General features: G+C 70.7%; 15 protein-coding genes. 3 read left to right on the top strand and 12 right to left on the bottom strand.

What is annotated here, in order from left to right:
• Positions 1-56: 56 nt before the first annotated feature.
• From glcF to AC1DW3_RS11065, 8 genes are read right to left on the bottom strand one after another with little or no spacing between them, the layout of a single operon-like run.
• Positions 57-1,304 carry a glycolate oxidase subunit GlcF gene (glcF, locus tag AC1DW3_RS11100; RefSeq protein WP_477931366.1) on the bottom strand — a complete coding sequence of 416 codons (1,248 nt, stop codon included), beginning with the start codon at positions 1,302-1,304 and terminating at the stop codon, positions 57-59.
• Positions 1,305-1,308: 4 nt separating this feature from the next.
• Entirely contained in the window at positions 1,309-2,088 is a 780-nt protein-coding gene (locus AC1DW3_RS11095) for a class I SAM-dependent methyltransferase (RefSeq protein WP_477931365.1), read from the bottom strand.
• The gene (gene glcE / locus AC1DW3_RS11090) at positions 2,088-3,158 is read right to left on the bottom strand and encodes a glycolate oxidase subunit GlcE (protein WP_477931364.1); all 1,071 of its coding nucleotides are present in this window, start codon (positions 3,156-3,158) and stop codon (positions 2,088-2,090) included. The genes AC1DW3_RS11095 and glcE overlap by 1 nt, the downstream gene beginning before the upstream one ends.
• Positions 3,155-4,633: an FAD-linked oxidase C-terminal domain-containing protein gene (locus tag AC1DW3_RS11085; protein WP_477931363.1), complete on the bottom strand. Its 1,479-nt coding sequence runs from the start codon at positions 4,631-4,633 to the stop codon at positions 3,155-3,157. The genes glcE and AC1DW3_RS11085 overlap by 4 nt, the downstream gene beginning before the upstream one ends.
• A 12-nt stretch (positions 4,634-4,645) precedes the next feature.
• Complete coding sequence (locus AC1DW3_RS11080; RefSeq protein WP_477931362.1) at positions 4,646-5,503, bottom strand: substrate-binding periplasmic protein; 858 nt, start codon at positions 5,501-5,503, stop codon at positions 4,646-4,648.
• A gap of 31 nt (positions 5,504-5,534) precedes the next feature.
• Positions 5,535-6,317 carry a PhaM family polyhydroxyalkanoate granule multifunctional regulatory protein gene (locus AC1DW3_RS11075; RefSeq protein WP_477931361.1) on the bottom strand — a complete coding sequence of 261 codons (783 nt, stop codon included), beginning with the start codon at positions 6,315-6,317 and terminating at the stop codon, positions 5,535-5,537.
• A gap of 32 nt (positions 6,318-6,349) precedes the next feature.
• Positions 6,350-7,273 carry a TraB/GumN family protein gene (locus AC1DW3_RS11070; RefSeq protein WP_477931360.1) on the bottom strand — a complete coding sequence of 308 codons (924 nt, stop codon included), beginning with the start codon at positions 7,271-7,273 and terminating at the stop codon, positions 6,350-6,352.
• Entirely contained in the window at positions 7,270-7,755 is a 486-nt protein-coding gene (locus tag AC1DW3_RS11065; RefSeq protein ID WP_477931359.1) for a retropepsin-like aspartic protease family protein, read from the bottom strand. The genes AC1DW3_RS11070 and AC1DW3_RS11065 overlap by 4 nt, the downstream gene beginning before the upstream one ends.
• Before the next feature lie 328 nt (positions 7,756-8,083).
• Between AC1DW3_RS11065 and AC1DW3_RS11060 the strand changes: the two genes are divergently transcribed.
• The 3 genes from AC1DW3_RS11060 to AC1DW3_RS11050 are packed head-to-tail and all read left to right on the top strand — an operon-like array spanning position 8,084 to position 9,907.
• Entirely contained in the window at positions 8,084-8,548 is a 465-nt protein-coding gene (locus AC1DW3_RS11060; RefSeq protein ID WP_477931358.1) for a DUF6265 family protein, read from the top strand.
• On the top strand, positions 8,545-9,021 hold the full coding sequence (locus AC1DW3_RS11055) for a BON domain-containing protein (protein ID WP_477931357.1): 477 nt from the start codon (positions 8,545-8,547) through the stop codon (positions 9,019-9,021). The genes AC1DW3_RS11060 and AC1DW3_RS11055 overlap by 4 nt, the downstream gene beginning before the upstream one ends.
• A gap of 58 nt (positions 9,022-9,079) precedes the next feature.
• Positions 9,080-9,907, top strand: coding sequence for a DUF6279 family lipoprotein (locus AC1DW3_RS11050; protein ID WP_477931356.1), 828 nt, complete (start codon positions 9,080-9,082; stop codon positions 9,905-9,907).
• 6 nt (positions 9,908-9,913) lie between these two features.
• On the opposite strand, the gene AC1DW3_RS11045 is transcribed toward AC1DW3_RS11050, so the two are convergent.
• From AC1DW3_RS11045 to AC1DW3_RS11030, 4 genes are all read right to left on the bottom strand, one after another.
• Positions 9,914-10,537 carry an alpha/beta hydrolase gene (locus tag AC1DW3_RS11045; RefSeq protein WP_477931355.1) on the bottom strand — a complete coding sequence of 208 codons (624 nt, stop codon included), beginning with the start codon at positions 10,535-10,537 and terminating at the stop codon, positions 9,914-9,916.
• A gap of 62 nt (positions 10,538-10,599) precedes the next feature.
• Positions 10,600-11,826, bottom strand: coding sequence for an ABC transporter permease (locus AC1DW3_RS11040; protein WP_477931354.1), 1,227 nt, complete (start codon positions 11,824-11,826; stop codon positions 10,600-10,602).
• 58 nt (positions 11,827-11,884) lie between these two features.
• Positions 11,885-13,192 (bottom strand): ABC transporter permease, encoded by a 1,308-nt coding sequence (locus AC1DW3_RS11035; RefSeq protein ID WP_477931353.1) that lies wholly within the window; start codon positions 13,190-13,192, stop codon positions 11,885-11,887.
• Complete coding sequence (locus tag AC1DW3_RS11030) at positions 13,192-14,466, bottom strand: TolC family outer membrane protein (protein WP_477931351.1); 1,275 nt, start codon at positions 14,464-14,466, stop codon at positions 13,192-13,194. Before AC1DW3_RS11030 ends, AC1DW3_RS11035 begins: the two co-directional genes overlap by 1 nt.
• Between the last annotated feature and the right edge of the window lie 2 nt (positions 14,467-14,468).

The following is a 14,468-nucleotide window of genomic DNA, read 5'->3' as shown; positions in this document are numbered from 1 at the left end:
GGAGCAGGGTGGCGATCGTCCTCCTTGGGTCGACACCCCGTCACTGGCTGACCCCGCTACCCGCTCACCCCTCTCAACGCGTCGTCCAGCACCTCCACCCAATGCCGCACCGGCTGGGTGGTGCCGCTTTGCAGATGCTGGATGCAGCCGATATTGGCCGAGACGATCTGCTCGGCCTGCAGCGGCGCCAGCGCCGCCAGCTTGCGGTCGCGCAGCTGCCTGGACAGCTCGGGCTGCAGCACCGAATAGGTACCGGCCGAGCCGCAGCAGAGGTGGCTGTCGGTCGGCGCGCAGGCTATGCGAAAACCGAGGTCGCGCAGCGCGCCTTCCACGCCGCCCTTGAGCTGCTGGCCATGCTGCAGCGTGCAGGGCGGGTGATAGGCCAGCGAGCCCGGCTTGGCCTTGAGGCGGCTCTTCAGTGCAGGCACCAGCTCGGGCAGCAATTCGCTGAGGTCCTTGGTCATCTCGCTGACGCGCCTGGCCTTGTCGGCATAAGCGGGGTCGTGGGCCAGCAGATGGGCGTAGTCCTTGACCATGACGCCGCAGCCCGAGGCGTTCATGACCAAGGCCTCGACACGCTCGCCCAGGCCCGAGACCAGCGGCCACCAGGCGTCGATGTTGCGGCGCATGTCGTTCAGCGCGGCCTCGTGGTCGCCCAGGTGCTCGCGGATGGCGCCACAGCAACCCGCGCCATCGGCCACCACGGTCTGGATGCCCGCTGCGTCCAGCACGCGGGCCGTGGCGCTGTTGATATTGGGCGCCATGGCCGGCTGCACGCAGCCCAGCAGCAGCGCGACCTTGCGATTGAGCTGGCGCGTCGGCCAGTCGTGCGCGGTCGCCGGCGGCCTGGCCGGCACCTTGTCCTTCAGCGACGCCGGCACCAGGGGCCGGAACATCTGGCCCAGCTTCATCGCCGGCTTGAACAGCGGCGAGGTCAGCCCCTCCTTCAGCAGCCAGCGCACCCGGCGCTCGGCGCTGGGCCGCTCGACCTTGGCATCGACGACGCGGCGGCCGATGTCCACCAGGCGGCCGTATTCGACGCCCGACGGGCAAGTCGTCTCGCAGTTGCGGCAGGTCAGGCAGCGGTCCAGATGCAGCTGGGTTTCGCGCGTCGGCTCCACGCCCTCCATGACCTGCTTGATCAGGTAGATGCGGCCGCGCGGGCCGTCCAGCTCGTCGCCGAGCAGCTGATAGGTCGGGCAGGTCGCCGTGCAGAAGCCGCAGTGCACGCAGCGCCGCAGGATGGCCTCGGCCTCGGTGCCCTCGGGGGTGCCGGCGAATTCGGGGGCGAGGGTGGTTTGCATGCCGTCAGTTGCTGGCAAGACGCTCGGCGCACCAGGCCTGCGTCACATAGGGGAAGGCGATCACGGGTTCGCGCAACGCGGCGAAGCGCAGCGGGAGTGCCCGCAACTTCGCTTCCACGATCTCGCGCTCGGTCTGGGGCAGTGCCGCGATGAAGCTCACCGAGGCGATGCGGTCGATGACGACCTGCTCGAACGAGCCCTCATGGCGATGGGGCAACTCCGTCAGCTGCAGCGGCGCGAACAGCGTCTGCCCCTCGAAAGGGCGCCTCCACTGGCCGGTGTAGTAGCGCGGCGCATCGCCCTCGTAGGGCGTGATGATCTCGGTGATCGCCGCGACCCAGTCGCAGGATTCGTCCCGCACATTCCAGACCAGGCCGAGCCGGCCGGCGGGCTTCAGCACGCGGTGCATCTCGCCCAGGGCCTGGCCATTGGCGAACCAGTGGAAGGCCTGGGCGCAGACCAGCACGTCGGCCTCGGCATCAGCCAATGGCAGGGCCTCCGCCGTACCCGCAAGCGCCCGCACGCCGGGCAGGCTCTGCGACAGCTTCTCGCGCATCGCGTCGACCGGCTCCACCGCTGTCACCGCAGCGTCGGTGCGGGCCAGCAGCCGGGTGAACTTGCCGGTGCCCGCGCCGAGGTCGACCACCCGCGCACCTGCACGCACGCCGAGCGCTGTCTCCAACCAGGCCGCCAGCGCCTGCGGGTACTCTGGCCGGCCGCGCTGGTAGCTGTCGGGGGCCTGGGTGTAGCCGCGCTGGGCGGCGTCATGGATGGGCAGGTTCATCACAGTGCGGCGTAGAGCCGGCCCGGGTTGAACACGCCATGCGGGTCGAAGCTGGCCTTGAGCCGCTTGTGTATGGCCGCCAGCGGTGTGCTCAGCGGCGCGAACACGCCGCCGCTCTTGTCCAGCGAACGGAACAGCGTCGCATGACCGCCCACCGCAGCAGACGCCTCGCGCACGCCGGCCGGCGGCAGCGGTGTGACGACCCAGCGCTGGGCGCCGCCCCATTCGATGAGCTGTTCGCCATGCAGCTTCAGCTCGGGCGTCGTGCTCGGCAGCGACAGCCGCCACAGTCGCGCGCCACCGGCCACGGCACGCTCGGCGCCGATGAAGAACTCGTCGCTGTGGTCGCGCAGGCCGGTCCAGAAAGGCTCGGCCATGTCTTGCGGAATGACATCGCCCCCCAGCTTGCGGCAGGCCGCCTCGACGGCTGCTTCGGCACCCGCCATGCGCAGCAGCAAGGCACCGTCCCACCAGGCACTGGCCTCGATGGGCAGCGGCTCGCCGCCCCAGCGGTTGATCGCCATCAGCGCGGCGGCCTGGTCGAAATCGAAGCGCAGCGTCGCGATGGCGGCCGGCAGCGGCAGCACCTTCAGCGTGACTTCGGTGATGAGGCCGAGCTGCCCCAGCGAGCCCGCCAGCGCGCGGCTGACGTCGAAGCCGGCGACGTTCTTCATGACCGTACCGCCGAAGCTCAGCAGCTCGCCCTTGCCGTTGATCATCACGGCGCCGAGCAGGTGGTCGCGCACCGACCCCAAGGCCGCCCGCGTCGGCCCCGACAGGCCGGCGGCCACCATGCCACCCACCGTGCCGCGCCCCCCGAAGCGCGGTGGCTCGAAGGCCAGGCGCTGGTGGCGCTTGGCCAGCAGCGCTTCGACATCGGCGATCGGCGTGCCCGCCAGCGCGCTGACGAACAGCTCGCTGGGCTCGTAGGCCGTCACGCCCTTCATCTCCAGCGTGGACAGCAGCTCGCCCTGCGGCGCCTCGCCATAGAAGTCCTTGCTGCCATGGCCCTGGATGCGCAGCGGCTCGCGCGCATCGCGCAATCGGGTCTGCAGGTCGGCAAAGCTCAAAACCGCTCCAGTTCCGGAAAGGCCAGCAGGCCGCGCTTCACATGCATGCGGCCGTACTCGGCGCAGCGGGAGAGGGACGGGATCTGCTTGCCCGGGTTCAGCGTGCCCGCCGGGTCGAAGGCGCGTTTGAGCGCCAGCATCTGCTCGCGCTCCTCGGCGCTGAACTGCACGCACATCGAGTTGAGCTTCTCCACGCCCACGCCATGCTCGCCCGTCACCGTGCCGCCCAGCGCCACGCTGCGCTCCAGGATCTCGGCGCCAAACTGCTCGCAGCGGTGCAGCTGGTCGGGGTCGTTGGCATCGAACAGGATCAGCGGATGCAGATTGCCGTCGCCGGCATGGAAGACGTTGGCGCAGCGCAGGCCGTACTTTTTCTCCATCTGCTGGATGTCGAGCAGGATGGTGGCGAGGTGCTTGCGCGGGATGGTGGAGTCCATGCACATGTAGTCGGGGCTGATGCGGCCCGACGCCGGAAAGGCGTTCTTGCGGCCGCTCCAGAACTTCAGCCGCTGGGCCTCGTCGGCGCTGACCTGGCAGCGTGTCGCGCCGCTGGCCTGCAACACGGCCTCCATGCGCGCTACCTCCTCGGCCACCTCCTCGGGCGTGCCATCGCTCTCGCACAGCAGGATGGCCTCGGCCTCGAGGTCGTAGCCGGCATGCACGAAGTCCTCGACGGCGGCCGTCATCGGTTTGTCCATCATCTCCAGGCCCGCCGGGATGATGCCGGCCGCGATGATGGCCGCGACGGCGTCGCCGGCCTTTCGCACATCGTCGAAGCTGGCCATGATGCAGCGCGCCAGCTGCGGCTTGGGCACCAGCTTGACGGTGACCTCGGTGACGACGGCCAGCATGCCCTCGCTGCCAATGACGAGGGCCAGCAGGTCCAGGCCCGGGGCGTCCAGCGCCTCGCTGCCGAACTCGATGGGCTCGCCCTCGGCCGTGAAGCCGCGCACACGCAGCACGTTGTGCAGCGTCAGGCCGTATTTCAGGCAGTGCACGCCGCCGCTGTTCTCGGCGACGTTGCCGCCGATGCTGCAGGCGATCTGGCTGCTGGGGTCGGGCGCGTAGTAGAGGCCGTGGGCCGCGGCAGCTTCGGAAATTGCCAGGTTGCGCACGCCGCATTGCACGCGGGCCGTGCGCGACAGCGGGTCCAGCGACACGATCCTGTTGAACTTGGCCAGGGCCAGCGTGACGCCCAGCTCATGCGGCATCGCGCCACCCGACAGACCCGTGCCCGCGCCGCGCGCGACGACGGGCACCCCGAGGCGATGGCAGGCCTTGAGCACAGCCGCCACCTGGGCCTCGGTCTCGGGCAGGGCCACGGCCAGCGGGCGCTGGCGGTAGGCGGTCAGACCGTCGCATTCATAGGGCGTGGTCTGCTCGGCCTGGTGCAGCAGGGCGTGGGCGGGCAGCAGCGGCGCGAGGGCCGCGATGAGGGCGGCGCGGCGGGCGGCGAGGTCCAGCGGGGCATTCATGGCGGGCCCACTTTAGCCTTCGAGGGAGAGCCAGTAGGCCGGCTTGTGCAGCGGCGTCTCGGGCGGCAGCAGCGGGTTCTTCAGCAGCAGCTGGCGGCGCCGGGCCAGGTGGTGGCGGCGCATCAGGTCGCCGAAATACTGCTGGAAGAGGCGGGCCAGGCTGCCGTCGCTGGCCGCCGAATCCATGCCGCGCTGCAGCTCGGCTGCCAGCTGCGGCCGATCCGGGCGCACGAAAAGATAGGAGGCCGCCGGGTAGCGCAGCAGCACATGGGGTTCGATGACGAGGTCGTGGGCCTGCGGCGTGGCCGCCTCGTCGTCGATCTCGAAGACGGCGCGCGGGAAGTAGTCGATGCGGCGCAGCCTCAGCATGTCGAACAGCGCCTCGTAGCGGCTGATGCCCTGCACCGGCAGGCCATTGGCGCGCAGGATGCCGGTGTCCGGCCAATCCTGGCCCTGGCCGGCAACGTAGCGCGAGAGCTCGCTGAGGTCGCGCAGATCGCGCCAGCGATCCACGTCCTCGGGGCGGACGAAGGCGATGCGGCAACCGATGAGGCCACGATCCATCGGCACGCGCACCGGCAGCATCTGGCCCTCGCGCTCGATGCTGGTCATGGTCCAGCACAGGTCGATGCGTCCGCTGCGGTCCGCCAGCTCGCGCACGACGCGCGCCTGCGTCATCGGCACGGGCGACTCCAGCAGCTCGTAGTCGGTGCCGCTGCGCGTGATGGCCAGCTTGATGACCTCCTGCATGTAGTGCCATTGCGGCACACGGCCGGGGTCGTGCTGGGGGTAGACCAGCGGCTTGGCGCGCGCGGGCGCCTCGGCGGCGGCGCCCGCCGCGAGCATGAACAGCAGCGGCCGGCGCCTCATCGCCCGCTCGCGGCCTGGGCGCGCCCCGGCCTCAAGCCTTGCGCCGCGCGGTCTTGGCCGCCGTTTTCGTGGTGGTGGTCTTGGCAGCGGTCCGGGCCGCCGGCTTGGGCGCGGCGCCCGACGCAAAGCCCTTGGCGACGCTGCCGACCACCGTGGCCGGCACGCTGGCGGCGCGCTTCAGCGTGTCGCTGGCGGCGTCGAAGCTCTGCTTGACGAGGGTGCCGGCCAGGTTCTTGGCCGCATCGGTGGCGGTGTCCTTCATGGCCGAGGTGGCCAGCTGCGTGAACTGCTGGCTCAGCGCCGTCCACCACTGCGTCGGGTCGACGACGCCGGCGGGGTTGTCGGCCACGGCCTTGGCCGCGTCGCCGGCGCTCTTCACGGTCTTGGCCGCCACCTTGGCCGCGGTCTTGGCCGAGGTGGCGGCCGTCTTCACCGCCGTGCTGGCGGCGGCCTGGGCTACGGGCGCGGCGGCAGCCAGGATCTCGGGCGGGATGCCGGGCCAGGAGGTGCCGTCGCCGCTGGGCAGCTTGAGGCTGTCGCGCAGGTCGGCCAGCGGCACGTTCATGGACTTGAGCGTGGACAGCGTCATGCGCTGCACCTCCAGCGCCTGGATGGTGGCGGCCAGCATGCGCGCGTTCTGCTCCAGCCAGAACTGCACGGTGCGCAGCTCCTCGATGCGCTTGGAGAGCTCCTCCGGGTTGAGCGTCGGCGCGACCCACTGGCCGATGCCGGGCAGGGCCGAGCCGGCGTTCTTGACGAGGCCCTGCAGGAACTCGAAGCCGGGCACGAACTTGGTGAAGCTGTTGTCGCTCATGGTGTCTCCTGGATCGTCCAACGCTGTGGATGCTACTTCGCGGGCAGCAGGGCTTCGACGGTAAAACCCTGCTCGGCCAGCAACCTGGGCAGGGCCTGGGGCCCGCTCATGTGCAAGGCGCCCACGGCCACCAGCAGGCGCTGGCCGGCGGCGTGCAGGGCGGTGATGCGCGCGGCCAGCGGGCCGTTGCGGTCGTCGTTGACGCGCTTGAGCCAGGCGCGCTCGGCCGGCGTGTCGGCGCAGGCGCACCAGCGCGGGTAGTCGGCCAAGGTGCCGAGGTCGCCGCGCGACCAGGCCTCGGCCAGCTTGCGCAGCGGCGCCCGCACCTGGCCGCGCTGCATCTGCTTGAGCGCGGCGTCGACGATGACCGGCAATTCCGCAGCCGCGGGTTCCAGCGCCGCCAGCTGCTCCTGCACGCTCTCCAGCGACTGCACCGGCCGGCCTTCGGCGTTGGCGCGCGCGATCAGGGACAGATCCTGACCGAAGCCGGCGTCGAAGCCGTCACGCCGCACCTCCAGCAGCGTCAGCATGCTGAGCTGCAGCATGGCCGGCAGCGTGCTCAGGGCCTGGGGCGGCAGGCAGGCCGCACGGGCCTGCGCATCCACGCGCCTGGCCTGCGCCGGCGACAGCGGCTGCTTCTGCACCGTTTCGAGCGCCGCGGGCACGTCTGCCGGGTCCAGCTCCACGGCCAGCACCTCGGTGGCGTCCCAGGCGGCACGCAGGGCCGGACCGGGAATGATCCACTCCGGCTTGCCGATATGCAGGGTGCCGTACAGATAGCTGCTGTGACCATCGCGGCTGATGCGCCACAGCAGGCCGCGGTCGGGCGCACGAGCCAGCCACGACTTGATCTGCTCCGGCGTCGGAACCCTGGGTTCCGGTGGGCAGGCCGCCTGCGCCACGCCCACGAGCAGCGTGAAGGCGATGGCGAGGGAAAGCGAAAGGGCTCGAATCATGGCTTGGGCTCGATGCGGAGTTCACCGGGCTTCTGGCTGAAATGCAGGCGCCCCAGCACGTCCATGCCGAGCAGCGGCGCGCCCAGGTCGGGCAGCACGGTCACCGCCAGCTTGTCGGCGCGCACGCCGCCTTCCAGCACGATGTCGGCCCGCGCCAGGAAGCCGCGCACGGCGCCGCCGGCGGTATGGGTCCGCACGGCGCCCAGGGGCTTGAGCCCGGCGCGCTCGGCCAGGGCCTGGGGCAGGGCCGTCGTCGTGGCGCCGGTGTCGACCAGGAAGTCGACCTCGATGCCGGCGACCCGCCCCGGCCAGTGGAAATGCCCGTCGTCGCCGCGCGTCAGCACGATGGCCTCGCCCGCCAGCTGGAAGCGGCTGGACTGGCGCTGATGCTCCCAGTACTGGAAGCCCAGGAAGATGACCAGGCCGACCAGCAGCCAGATCGTCAACAGCTTGAGGGTGTGCGGCAGATCCGGATGGGACACGGTGGGGGGCTGTTTACGCTACGGGAATCGGTGCGAGAGTGCCTGCGCGGGCGCAGGGCAAGGCGTGCGACGCCGCCTGGGCTCATGCCCAGGCAAAGCGCGCAACGATGCCATGCGCCTGCGCAGACACTCTCCCAACGGGTTGTCACTCGAAAGCCCGCGCGCGGCGTTGCGAAGCCTCGCTGGGGATGACCCCAGCTTCGACTTCGCGCCTTGCTCGCGGGCTTTTGAGTGGCAACGCACCCGATTCCCGTAGCGTAAACAGCCCCCTGGGTTTGTGAGGGCGCCAACGATAACCGCGCGGCTCAGAATCCATGACATGAAGCGCATGAAGCTCTTGAAGCTGTTCCCCGCCCTCCTCCTGGCCGCCTGCGCCTCGGCCCAGGCCAACCCCTTCGCGCCCGTCGAGTGGCTGGCCGGCTGCTGGGTGCAGCAGGGGCGCGAGGCCGGCTCGGTCGAGCAGTGGATGGCGCCGGCCGGCGGCCTGATGCTGGGCATGGCGCGCACCCTGAAGAACGGCCGCGTCGTCGAGTTCGAGTTCATGCAGATCCGCGCCGATGCCGACGGCAAGCTGAGCTATGTCGCCCAGCCCCAGGGCCGGCCACCCACCGAATTCGGGCTGTTGCGTTCAGGCGAGGCGGAGGCGGTGTTCGAGAACGCGGGCCACGACTTCCCGCAACGCGTCATCTACCGGCGCGAGGCCGCCGACCGGCTGACCGCGCGCATCGAGGGCACGATGAAGGGCAAGGAGCGCGGCATCGACTTCCCCATGCAACGCACGGCCTGCCCTTGAAAGCCCTGTCGCTGCTGGCACTGCTGCTGGCGGGGAGCGCCGACGAGGCCGCGCTGAACCGCTTCAACGACCCCTTCGAGGCCGTGTCCAGCGACATCGCCGGCTGCCCCGAGCCGCTCGGCCCGCGCGTCACCGCGGCCGAGTCCCGCGTGCAGGCCCACCACCGCGCCGAGCGCGGCACGACCTGCTGGCTCCAAGGTGAATGCCGCGAACCCAATGCCTTCCACTACGACGCCGCCATCGCCCAGGCCCTGCGCCTGCGGCTGGCCGGCGCGGTGGCCCTGCATCCCAGCAGCCTGTGGTTCACCGTGCAGGGCCGGGTGGTCTATCTGGAAGGCTGCGTCGAGCGCGCCGAACAGGCCGCCGAGCTGGAGGCGCAGGCACGCGGATTGCCTGACGTGCAGCAAGCCCTGGCCCTGGTGCGGGTCGGCCGGGGTGGCGCTGTCCCTTATCGACGCCTGGGCGGCCCATGAATCGACCCGCAAGACCCCAGGCCAGACAACGCCGCCCGGCCTTGTCACGATGCTGCCCATGCGACTGCTGAAGCGACTTGCCACCCTGCTCACCTTGACGGCCCTGCTGGGCCTGATCGGCTGCTCCAGCCTGACGCTGGCCTACAACCAGCTGCCGCTGCTGGTCGGCCTGTGGGCCGACCACTATCTGGACCTGGACAGCAGCCAGGAGAGTCGGCTGAAGGAAAAGCTGCAGGCCTGGCAGGCCTGGCACCGCCGCGAAGAGCTGCCGCATTGGCTGGCGCTGCTGCGCCAGGCCAACACGGCGCTGGACAACGGCGTGACGCCGGACGAGCTGCTGGCGCTGGAGCGCGGCGCGCGCGCCAGCCTGGAGCGCTGCCTGCAGCAGGCCGCGCCGCTGGCCGCGCCCATCCTGGCCGACTTGCGGCCCGAGCAGTGGCAGCACCTGCAGAAGGAAATGGACGAGAAGACGGCCGAATGGCGCGACAAGCACGCCGGCAGTGGCGGCCCGGGCGAGCGCGCCAAGCGCTACACGACCAATCTGGAACGCTGGCTGGGCGACCTGGACCGCTCCACGCGCAAGCAGGCCCGCGCCGACGCGCAGGGCTGGCACTTCGACCTGGCCGCCATGGCCCAGGGCCGCGCCACGCGGCAGGCACGCACGGTGGAGGCGCTGAAGGCCTGGTCACGCCAGGACCTGGCCGGCGGCAACGCGCTGTTCATGAGCAATGCGCTGACGCTGCCGTCCGAGCAGCCCTACCGTGACGAGGTCACCGCCAGCCTGCTGAAGCTGCTGAACGGCCTGGACGGCGACCAGCGCGCCCAGGTGCGCAAGCACTGGGCCGACTGGGCCAACGAGTTGCGCAGCCTGCAGACGGCGAGCTGAGTCTGTTCAGCGCAGCGCGAACAGCTCGGCCAGCGCCTCGCGGTACTGCGCCTGGCCGAGGCGGTGGGGAATGAGGCTGTCCTGGCTGCCATGCACCACCAGCAGCGGCGAGCCGATGTCGGCAACGCGCGAGGCCGCATCGAAACGCTGCGTGATCAGCGGTGAGACCGGCAGCCACCCCCAGCGGAAGGTGCTGACGACGTCGGGGATGGACGTGAAGCTGCCCTCGACGATGAGCCCATCCTCGTCGCCGACCTCGCTGGCCAGCTGCACGGCGATGGCGCCACCCAGTGAATGGCCGAAGATGAAGCGGCGCTGCGCCGGATGCTGGCGCGCCAGCCAGTCCCAGGCCGCGCGGGCATCCTCGGCGGCCATGGCCTCCGACGGCAGGCCCGCCGAACTGCGGCCGAAGCCGCGGTAGTCGACGCGGCTGTCGAAGGCGATCCAGACGTCTTCCATGCCCTGCGCCGCGGCGAGGCCGCCGGCCCAGGTGCGGTCGCCGGGCTGGAAGATCCAGTCACGCTGGCGCTCGTCCAGCGTGGCGCAGCCGACCTGCAGGCCCAGCACCGCGAGCAGCCCCACGGCGGCAAGGCGCCGCCACGAGCGGCGGGATGTGACGGCACGGCTCATGCCCTCATCCTGCCAGAGCGCGCCAGGCCGGTGGCGAGACGGGCCTTGGCCCGCTCCAGACCCTAGGAGCGCAGCGCCGCCACGGCGGACAGGCGCGCGGCCCGACGTGCCGGCACCCAGACGGCCAGCTGGCCCAGCAGCCACAGCACCAGCGCGCCGGCGATCAGGTAGGCACCGGGCAGGCGCGGCAGCTCATAGCTCTGCATCAGCAGCTGGCTCAGGCCCCAGGCGCCGCCCAGGCCGATGAGGATGCCGGTCGTCGTCAGCAGCAGGTTCTCGAGCTGGAAGTAGCGCAGGATCTGGGTCTCGGTGGCGCCCAATGCGCGCCGCGTGCCGATCATGCGGGTGCGCTGTTGCACCCAGAAGCTGGCCAGACCGACGATGCCCATGGCGGTGACGAGCAGCAGCGCCACGCAGACGCCGCCCATCAGCCAGGCCATCGCGCGGTCCTGGGCATAGAAATCGGCACGCATCTCGGTCAGCGGTTTGGCCTGGGTGACGACACGCCCCTTGTTGCCGGCTTCGAGCACGGCTGTTGCGGCCTTGATCTTGGCGTCCAGCTGGCCCGGCTCTGCACGGATGATGTAGGAGCCGCCGCCGCGCAGCGGCAGGATCATCGCGTTGCCGCCGTCGTTGCCGCCGCGGGCGCGGTGCAGCTGGGTGTGCGTCAGCGTGTCGACGACGCCGATGACGGTCGACGGCGAGTTGCCGAAGATGTAGACCGTCTTGCCCACCGCCGAGACGCCGGGGAAGAGCTTGTCGGCCATCAACTTGTTGATGATGAGCTGGCCGATCTTGGGATCGGAGACGCTGAAGACTTGGAAGCCGTCCAGGATCTCGTCGGCCGTGAAGTTGCGGCCCTCGAGCAGCTTGAGCCCGAAGGTCGGCAGCATCTGGTCGTCGGCCGCGTACTGCGCCGCGCTGATGCGCACGCCCTTGTTGTCGGGCTCCATCGACACGCCGCTGTTGTTGCTGTTGTTGCCATAGACGATCTGGTTGGCCACCGTGGCGGCCTTGATGCCCGGGATGGCGCGCACCTGCGCGATGTCCTCGGCCACGATGCTCGCGGTGCGCTCGGGCGGCTGCGGCTTGCTGCCGCGCAGCGTCAGCACGGCCATCTCGGACTCGGCCAGGCCGCTGTCGGTGTTCAGCGCCTGGACGCGGGTCTGGATGAGGTGCAGCGCGTTGGTGACGATGCCGCAGGACAGCGCCACCTCCAGCACGATGAGGCCGGCTGCGATGCGGTGGCGGCGCAGCGTGGACAGGATGGGCATGAGGTCTGTGAACATGTTTTCAGTCAGTTGATGCCCGAGCTACTCGCTTCGCTCGGGCGGTCTGGCACACAAGTCAAGAGACTTTCAGTTGGACGGCGGGGGTGACGAGGGCGGCACGCCAGGCGGGCAGCAGGCCGGCGAGCAGGCTGGCCAGCAGGGCCAGGCCCAGCGTCAGGGCCAGCATGCTGGCGTCGAGCTCGGCCAGGCGGGCATATTCGTTCGGGCTCTGGCGCACCAGCCACAGCCCGCCCTGTGCGAACAGCAGGCCCAGCAGCGCACCGGCCAGGCCGAGCAGGCCGGCCTCGACGACGAACTGCTTGAAGATGTCGCCGCGGGTCGCGCCCAGGGCCCGGCGCACGCCGATCTCGCCGCTGCGGCGCAGGGTCTTGGCCAGCAGCAGGCCCACCATGTTGACGACGCAGACGGCCAGGAAGCCGAAGGCCAGCCAGGTCTGCAGGCGCACGTCGGCGGGCAGCACCTTCTGCGAGCCCAACCAGTCCATCACATCGCGCAGGCGCACATTGGTCGGGCGCTCGTAGCGGCCGGCCTTGCGCTGGGCTTCGGAGAAGGCGACGAGGTAGTCGCGGTAGGCGCTAGCGTCCTCGGGCTTGGCGAACTCGACCCAGTACTGGATCCAGGAGCAGCTGGCGTTCAGGTCCAGCGAGCTGCCGCCGTTGGCGCCACGGGCCCAGCAATTCATATTGCCCCAATGGCCCATCTTGAGCGCCATCGCCGTCGAGAACGGCAGGTAGAAGTCTTCGGTCTCGGTGTAGCTGCCCAGCGTCAGGTCCCAGAAGTGCGGCTGCACCTTCCAGGCTTTCAGCACGCCGACGATGCGCAGCGGCTGGCCGCGCACGATGACTTCCTTGCCGATGCTGTTGGCGCCGCCGAAGAGCTTCTCGTTCAGCGACGCCGAGATGACGGCGACGCGCGCCTCGGCTTCGTCGTCGGCCGCGTTCCAGCCGCCGCCGTATTGCCAGGGCGCATCGAACATCGCGAAGAAGTCGGCCGACGTCATGCGCACGCCCGAGAAGATCGGCTTGACCTGGGCGTCCGACAGGCCTACGGCGGTGTTGAAGCCGCTGGACATGGTCTGGCGCATCGCTTTCTTGTCGCGCAGCAGCGCCGTCGCGTCGAAGCGGGTCAGGTCGAAGTTGGGCTCTTCGCCGGCTTTCCAGCCGACCATGTCCGAGGCGTCGAGCTGCACATTGAACAGACGCGCACTCTTGTGCGGGATCGGATCGCCCGACAGCACGTGGTAAACGGTCAGCGTCGTCATGCAGGCGCCGATGCCCAGGGCCAGGGCCAAGACCATCAACGCGGAGAGGCCCTTGGCGGCAAGGGTGTTGCGCCAGGCGAGTTCGAGGTAGTGGAGGAACATCAGTTTTTCTCCAGGAGGGCGTTGACGGTGGTGAGCTCGGAGTCACCGAGCGAACCGGCCGCCTGGTGCAGGGCCAGCAGGGCCAGCACATGGCGGTGGCGGGCCTGGGTCTGCGCGTTCTGCGCGCCGGCCAGGGTCTGGATGGCGAGGAGCAGGTCGGTGGTGCTGCGCGTGCCGAGCGTGAGGCCGGTGCGGGTGGCTTCGAGCGCGCGCTCGGCGGCCTCGACGGCGACCTGCGTGGAGCGCAGCTGCACCTCGCCCTGGCCGACGGCCAGATGCTGGGCGCGCACCTCGCGCAGCACGGCGCGGCGGCCGGCTTCGAGCTGCTCGCGCGCGGCGTCGCGCTGGAAGCCGGCGCGGTCGGCCGCGGCGGCTACTGAGCCACCGGCGAACAGCGGCACGGTCAGGCGCAGCCCGATCAGCGTCGGCGTGCGGCTGGCGTCCAGCGCCGAGACGCCATCGCCGCGGCGCTGCGTCGTGTCCACACCCACGCTCAGCGTGGGCAGATGGCCGGCGCGTGCGGCGGAGATGCGTTGCTCGCTGGCCTGCACGTCCAGCTGCAGCGCGCGCAGTGCGGGGTTGGCCTGCAGCGCGCGCTGGACCCAGGCCTCGGCGTCGTCCGGCAATGGCTGGGCGGTCAGCGCACGGCGCAGCGGCTGCAGTGCGGCGACGGGAGTGCCCGTCAGCTGGGCCAGCGCCTCGCGCGCATCGGCCACATTGAGTTCGGCGGCCAGCGTGTTGCCACGCGCCAGCTCGCGGTAGGCGCGCGACTGGTCGGCCTCGACCTGGGCCGACAGACCGGCCTTGAAGCGGGTGTCGGCCTCGCTGACCTGGCGGGCGAAGGCCTCTTCATTGGCGCGGGCCGTGGCCAGCTGGGCCTGGGCCGACAGCAGGCCGAAATAGGCATCGGCCACCCGCGCCCGCGCGGCCTGCTCGGCGGCGGCCAGCCGGGCGGACTGGGCGGAGGCCTGGCTGCGGCTGGCATCCCATTCGCGCAGCGCGGCCAGGTCGACCAGGGGCTGGCTGAGGCTGCTCGTCGTCGTGCGCACGCGGGCACCGCTGCCGTTCTCGCGCTGCTCGCTGCTCTGCAGGCTCCACTGCGGCAGCAGGGCGGCGCGGGCTTCGCGCGAGGCGGCTTCCTGCGCGCCGTTGTAGGCCGCGGCCTGGCGCAGCAGCGGGTCGGCCGCACGCGCCTGGGCCCAGACCTGCAGCAGGTCGTCGGCGCGGGCCGCGGTGGCGGTCAGCAGCGCGAGGACGAGGATCAAAGGACGCATGG

It is taken from the genome of Roseateles sp. P2_H4 (assembly GCF_056403315.1).
This window is presented reverse-complemented; position numbering and strand designations above follow the sequence as displayed.

What these genes read in the sequence shown, in the direction of transcription:
- AC1DW3_RS11060 (WP_477931358.1), top strand. Translation starts at nt 8,084, where the DNA reads ATGAAGCTCTTGAAGCTGTTCCCCGCCCTCCTCCTGGCCGCCTGCGCC.
- AC1DW3_RS11045 (WP_477931355.1), bottom strand. Translation starts at nt 10,537, where the DNA reads ATGAGCCGTGCCGTCACATCCCGCCGCTCGTGGCGGCGCCTTGCCGCC.
- AC1DW3_RS11075 (WP_477931361.1), bottom strand. Translation starts at nt 6,317, where the DNA reads ATGAGCGACAACAGCTTCACCAAGTTCGTGCCCGGCTTCGAGTTCCTG.
- AC1DW3_RS11070 (WP_477931360.1), bottom strand. Translation starts at nt 7,273, where the DNA reads ATGATTCGAGCCCTTTCGCTTTCCCTCGCCATCGCCTTCACGCTGCTC.
- AC1DW3_RS11080 (WP_477931362.1), bottom strand. Translation starts at nt 5,503, where the DNA reads ATGAGGCGCCGGCCGCTGCTGTTCATGCTCGCGGCGGGCGCCGCCGCC.
- AC1DW3_RS11035 (WP_477931353.1), bottom strand. Translation starts at nt 13,192, where the DNA reads ATGTTCCTCCACTACCTCGAACTCGCCTGGCGCAACACCCTTGCCGCC.
- AC1DW3_RS11085 (WP_477931363.1), bottom strand. Translation starts at nt 4,633, where the DNA reads ATGAATGCCCCGCTGGACCTCGCCGCCCGCCGCGCCGCCCTCATCGCG.
- AC1DW3_RS11040 (WP_477931354.1), bottom strand. Translation starts at nt 11,826, where the DNA reads ATGTTCACAGACCTCATGCCCATCCTGTCCACGCTGCGCCGCCACCGC.
- AC1DW3_RS11050 (WP_477931356.1), top strand. Translation starts at nt 9,080, where the DNA reads ATGCGACTGCTGAAGCGACTTGCCACCCTGCTCACCTTGACGGCCCTG.
- glcF (WP_477931366.1), bottom strand. Translation starts at nt 1,304, where the DNA reads ATGCAAACCACCCTCGCCCCCGAATTCGCCGGCACCCCCGAGGGCACC.
- AC1DW3_RS11095 (WP_477931365.1), bottom strand. Translation starts at nt 2,088, where the DNA reads ATGAACCTGCCCATCCATGACGCCGCCCAGCGCGGCTACACCCAGGCC.
- AC1DW3_RS11030 (WP_477931351.1), bottom strand. Translation starts at nt 14,466, where the DNA reads ATGCGTCCTTTGATCCTCGTCCTCGCGCTGCTGACCGCCACCGCGGCC.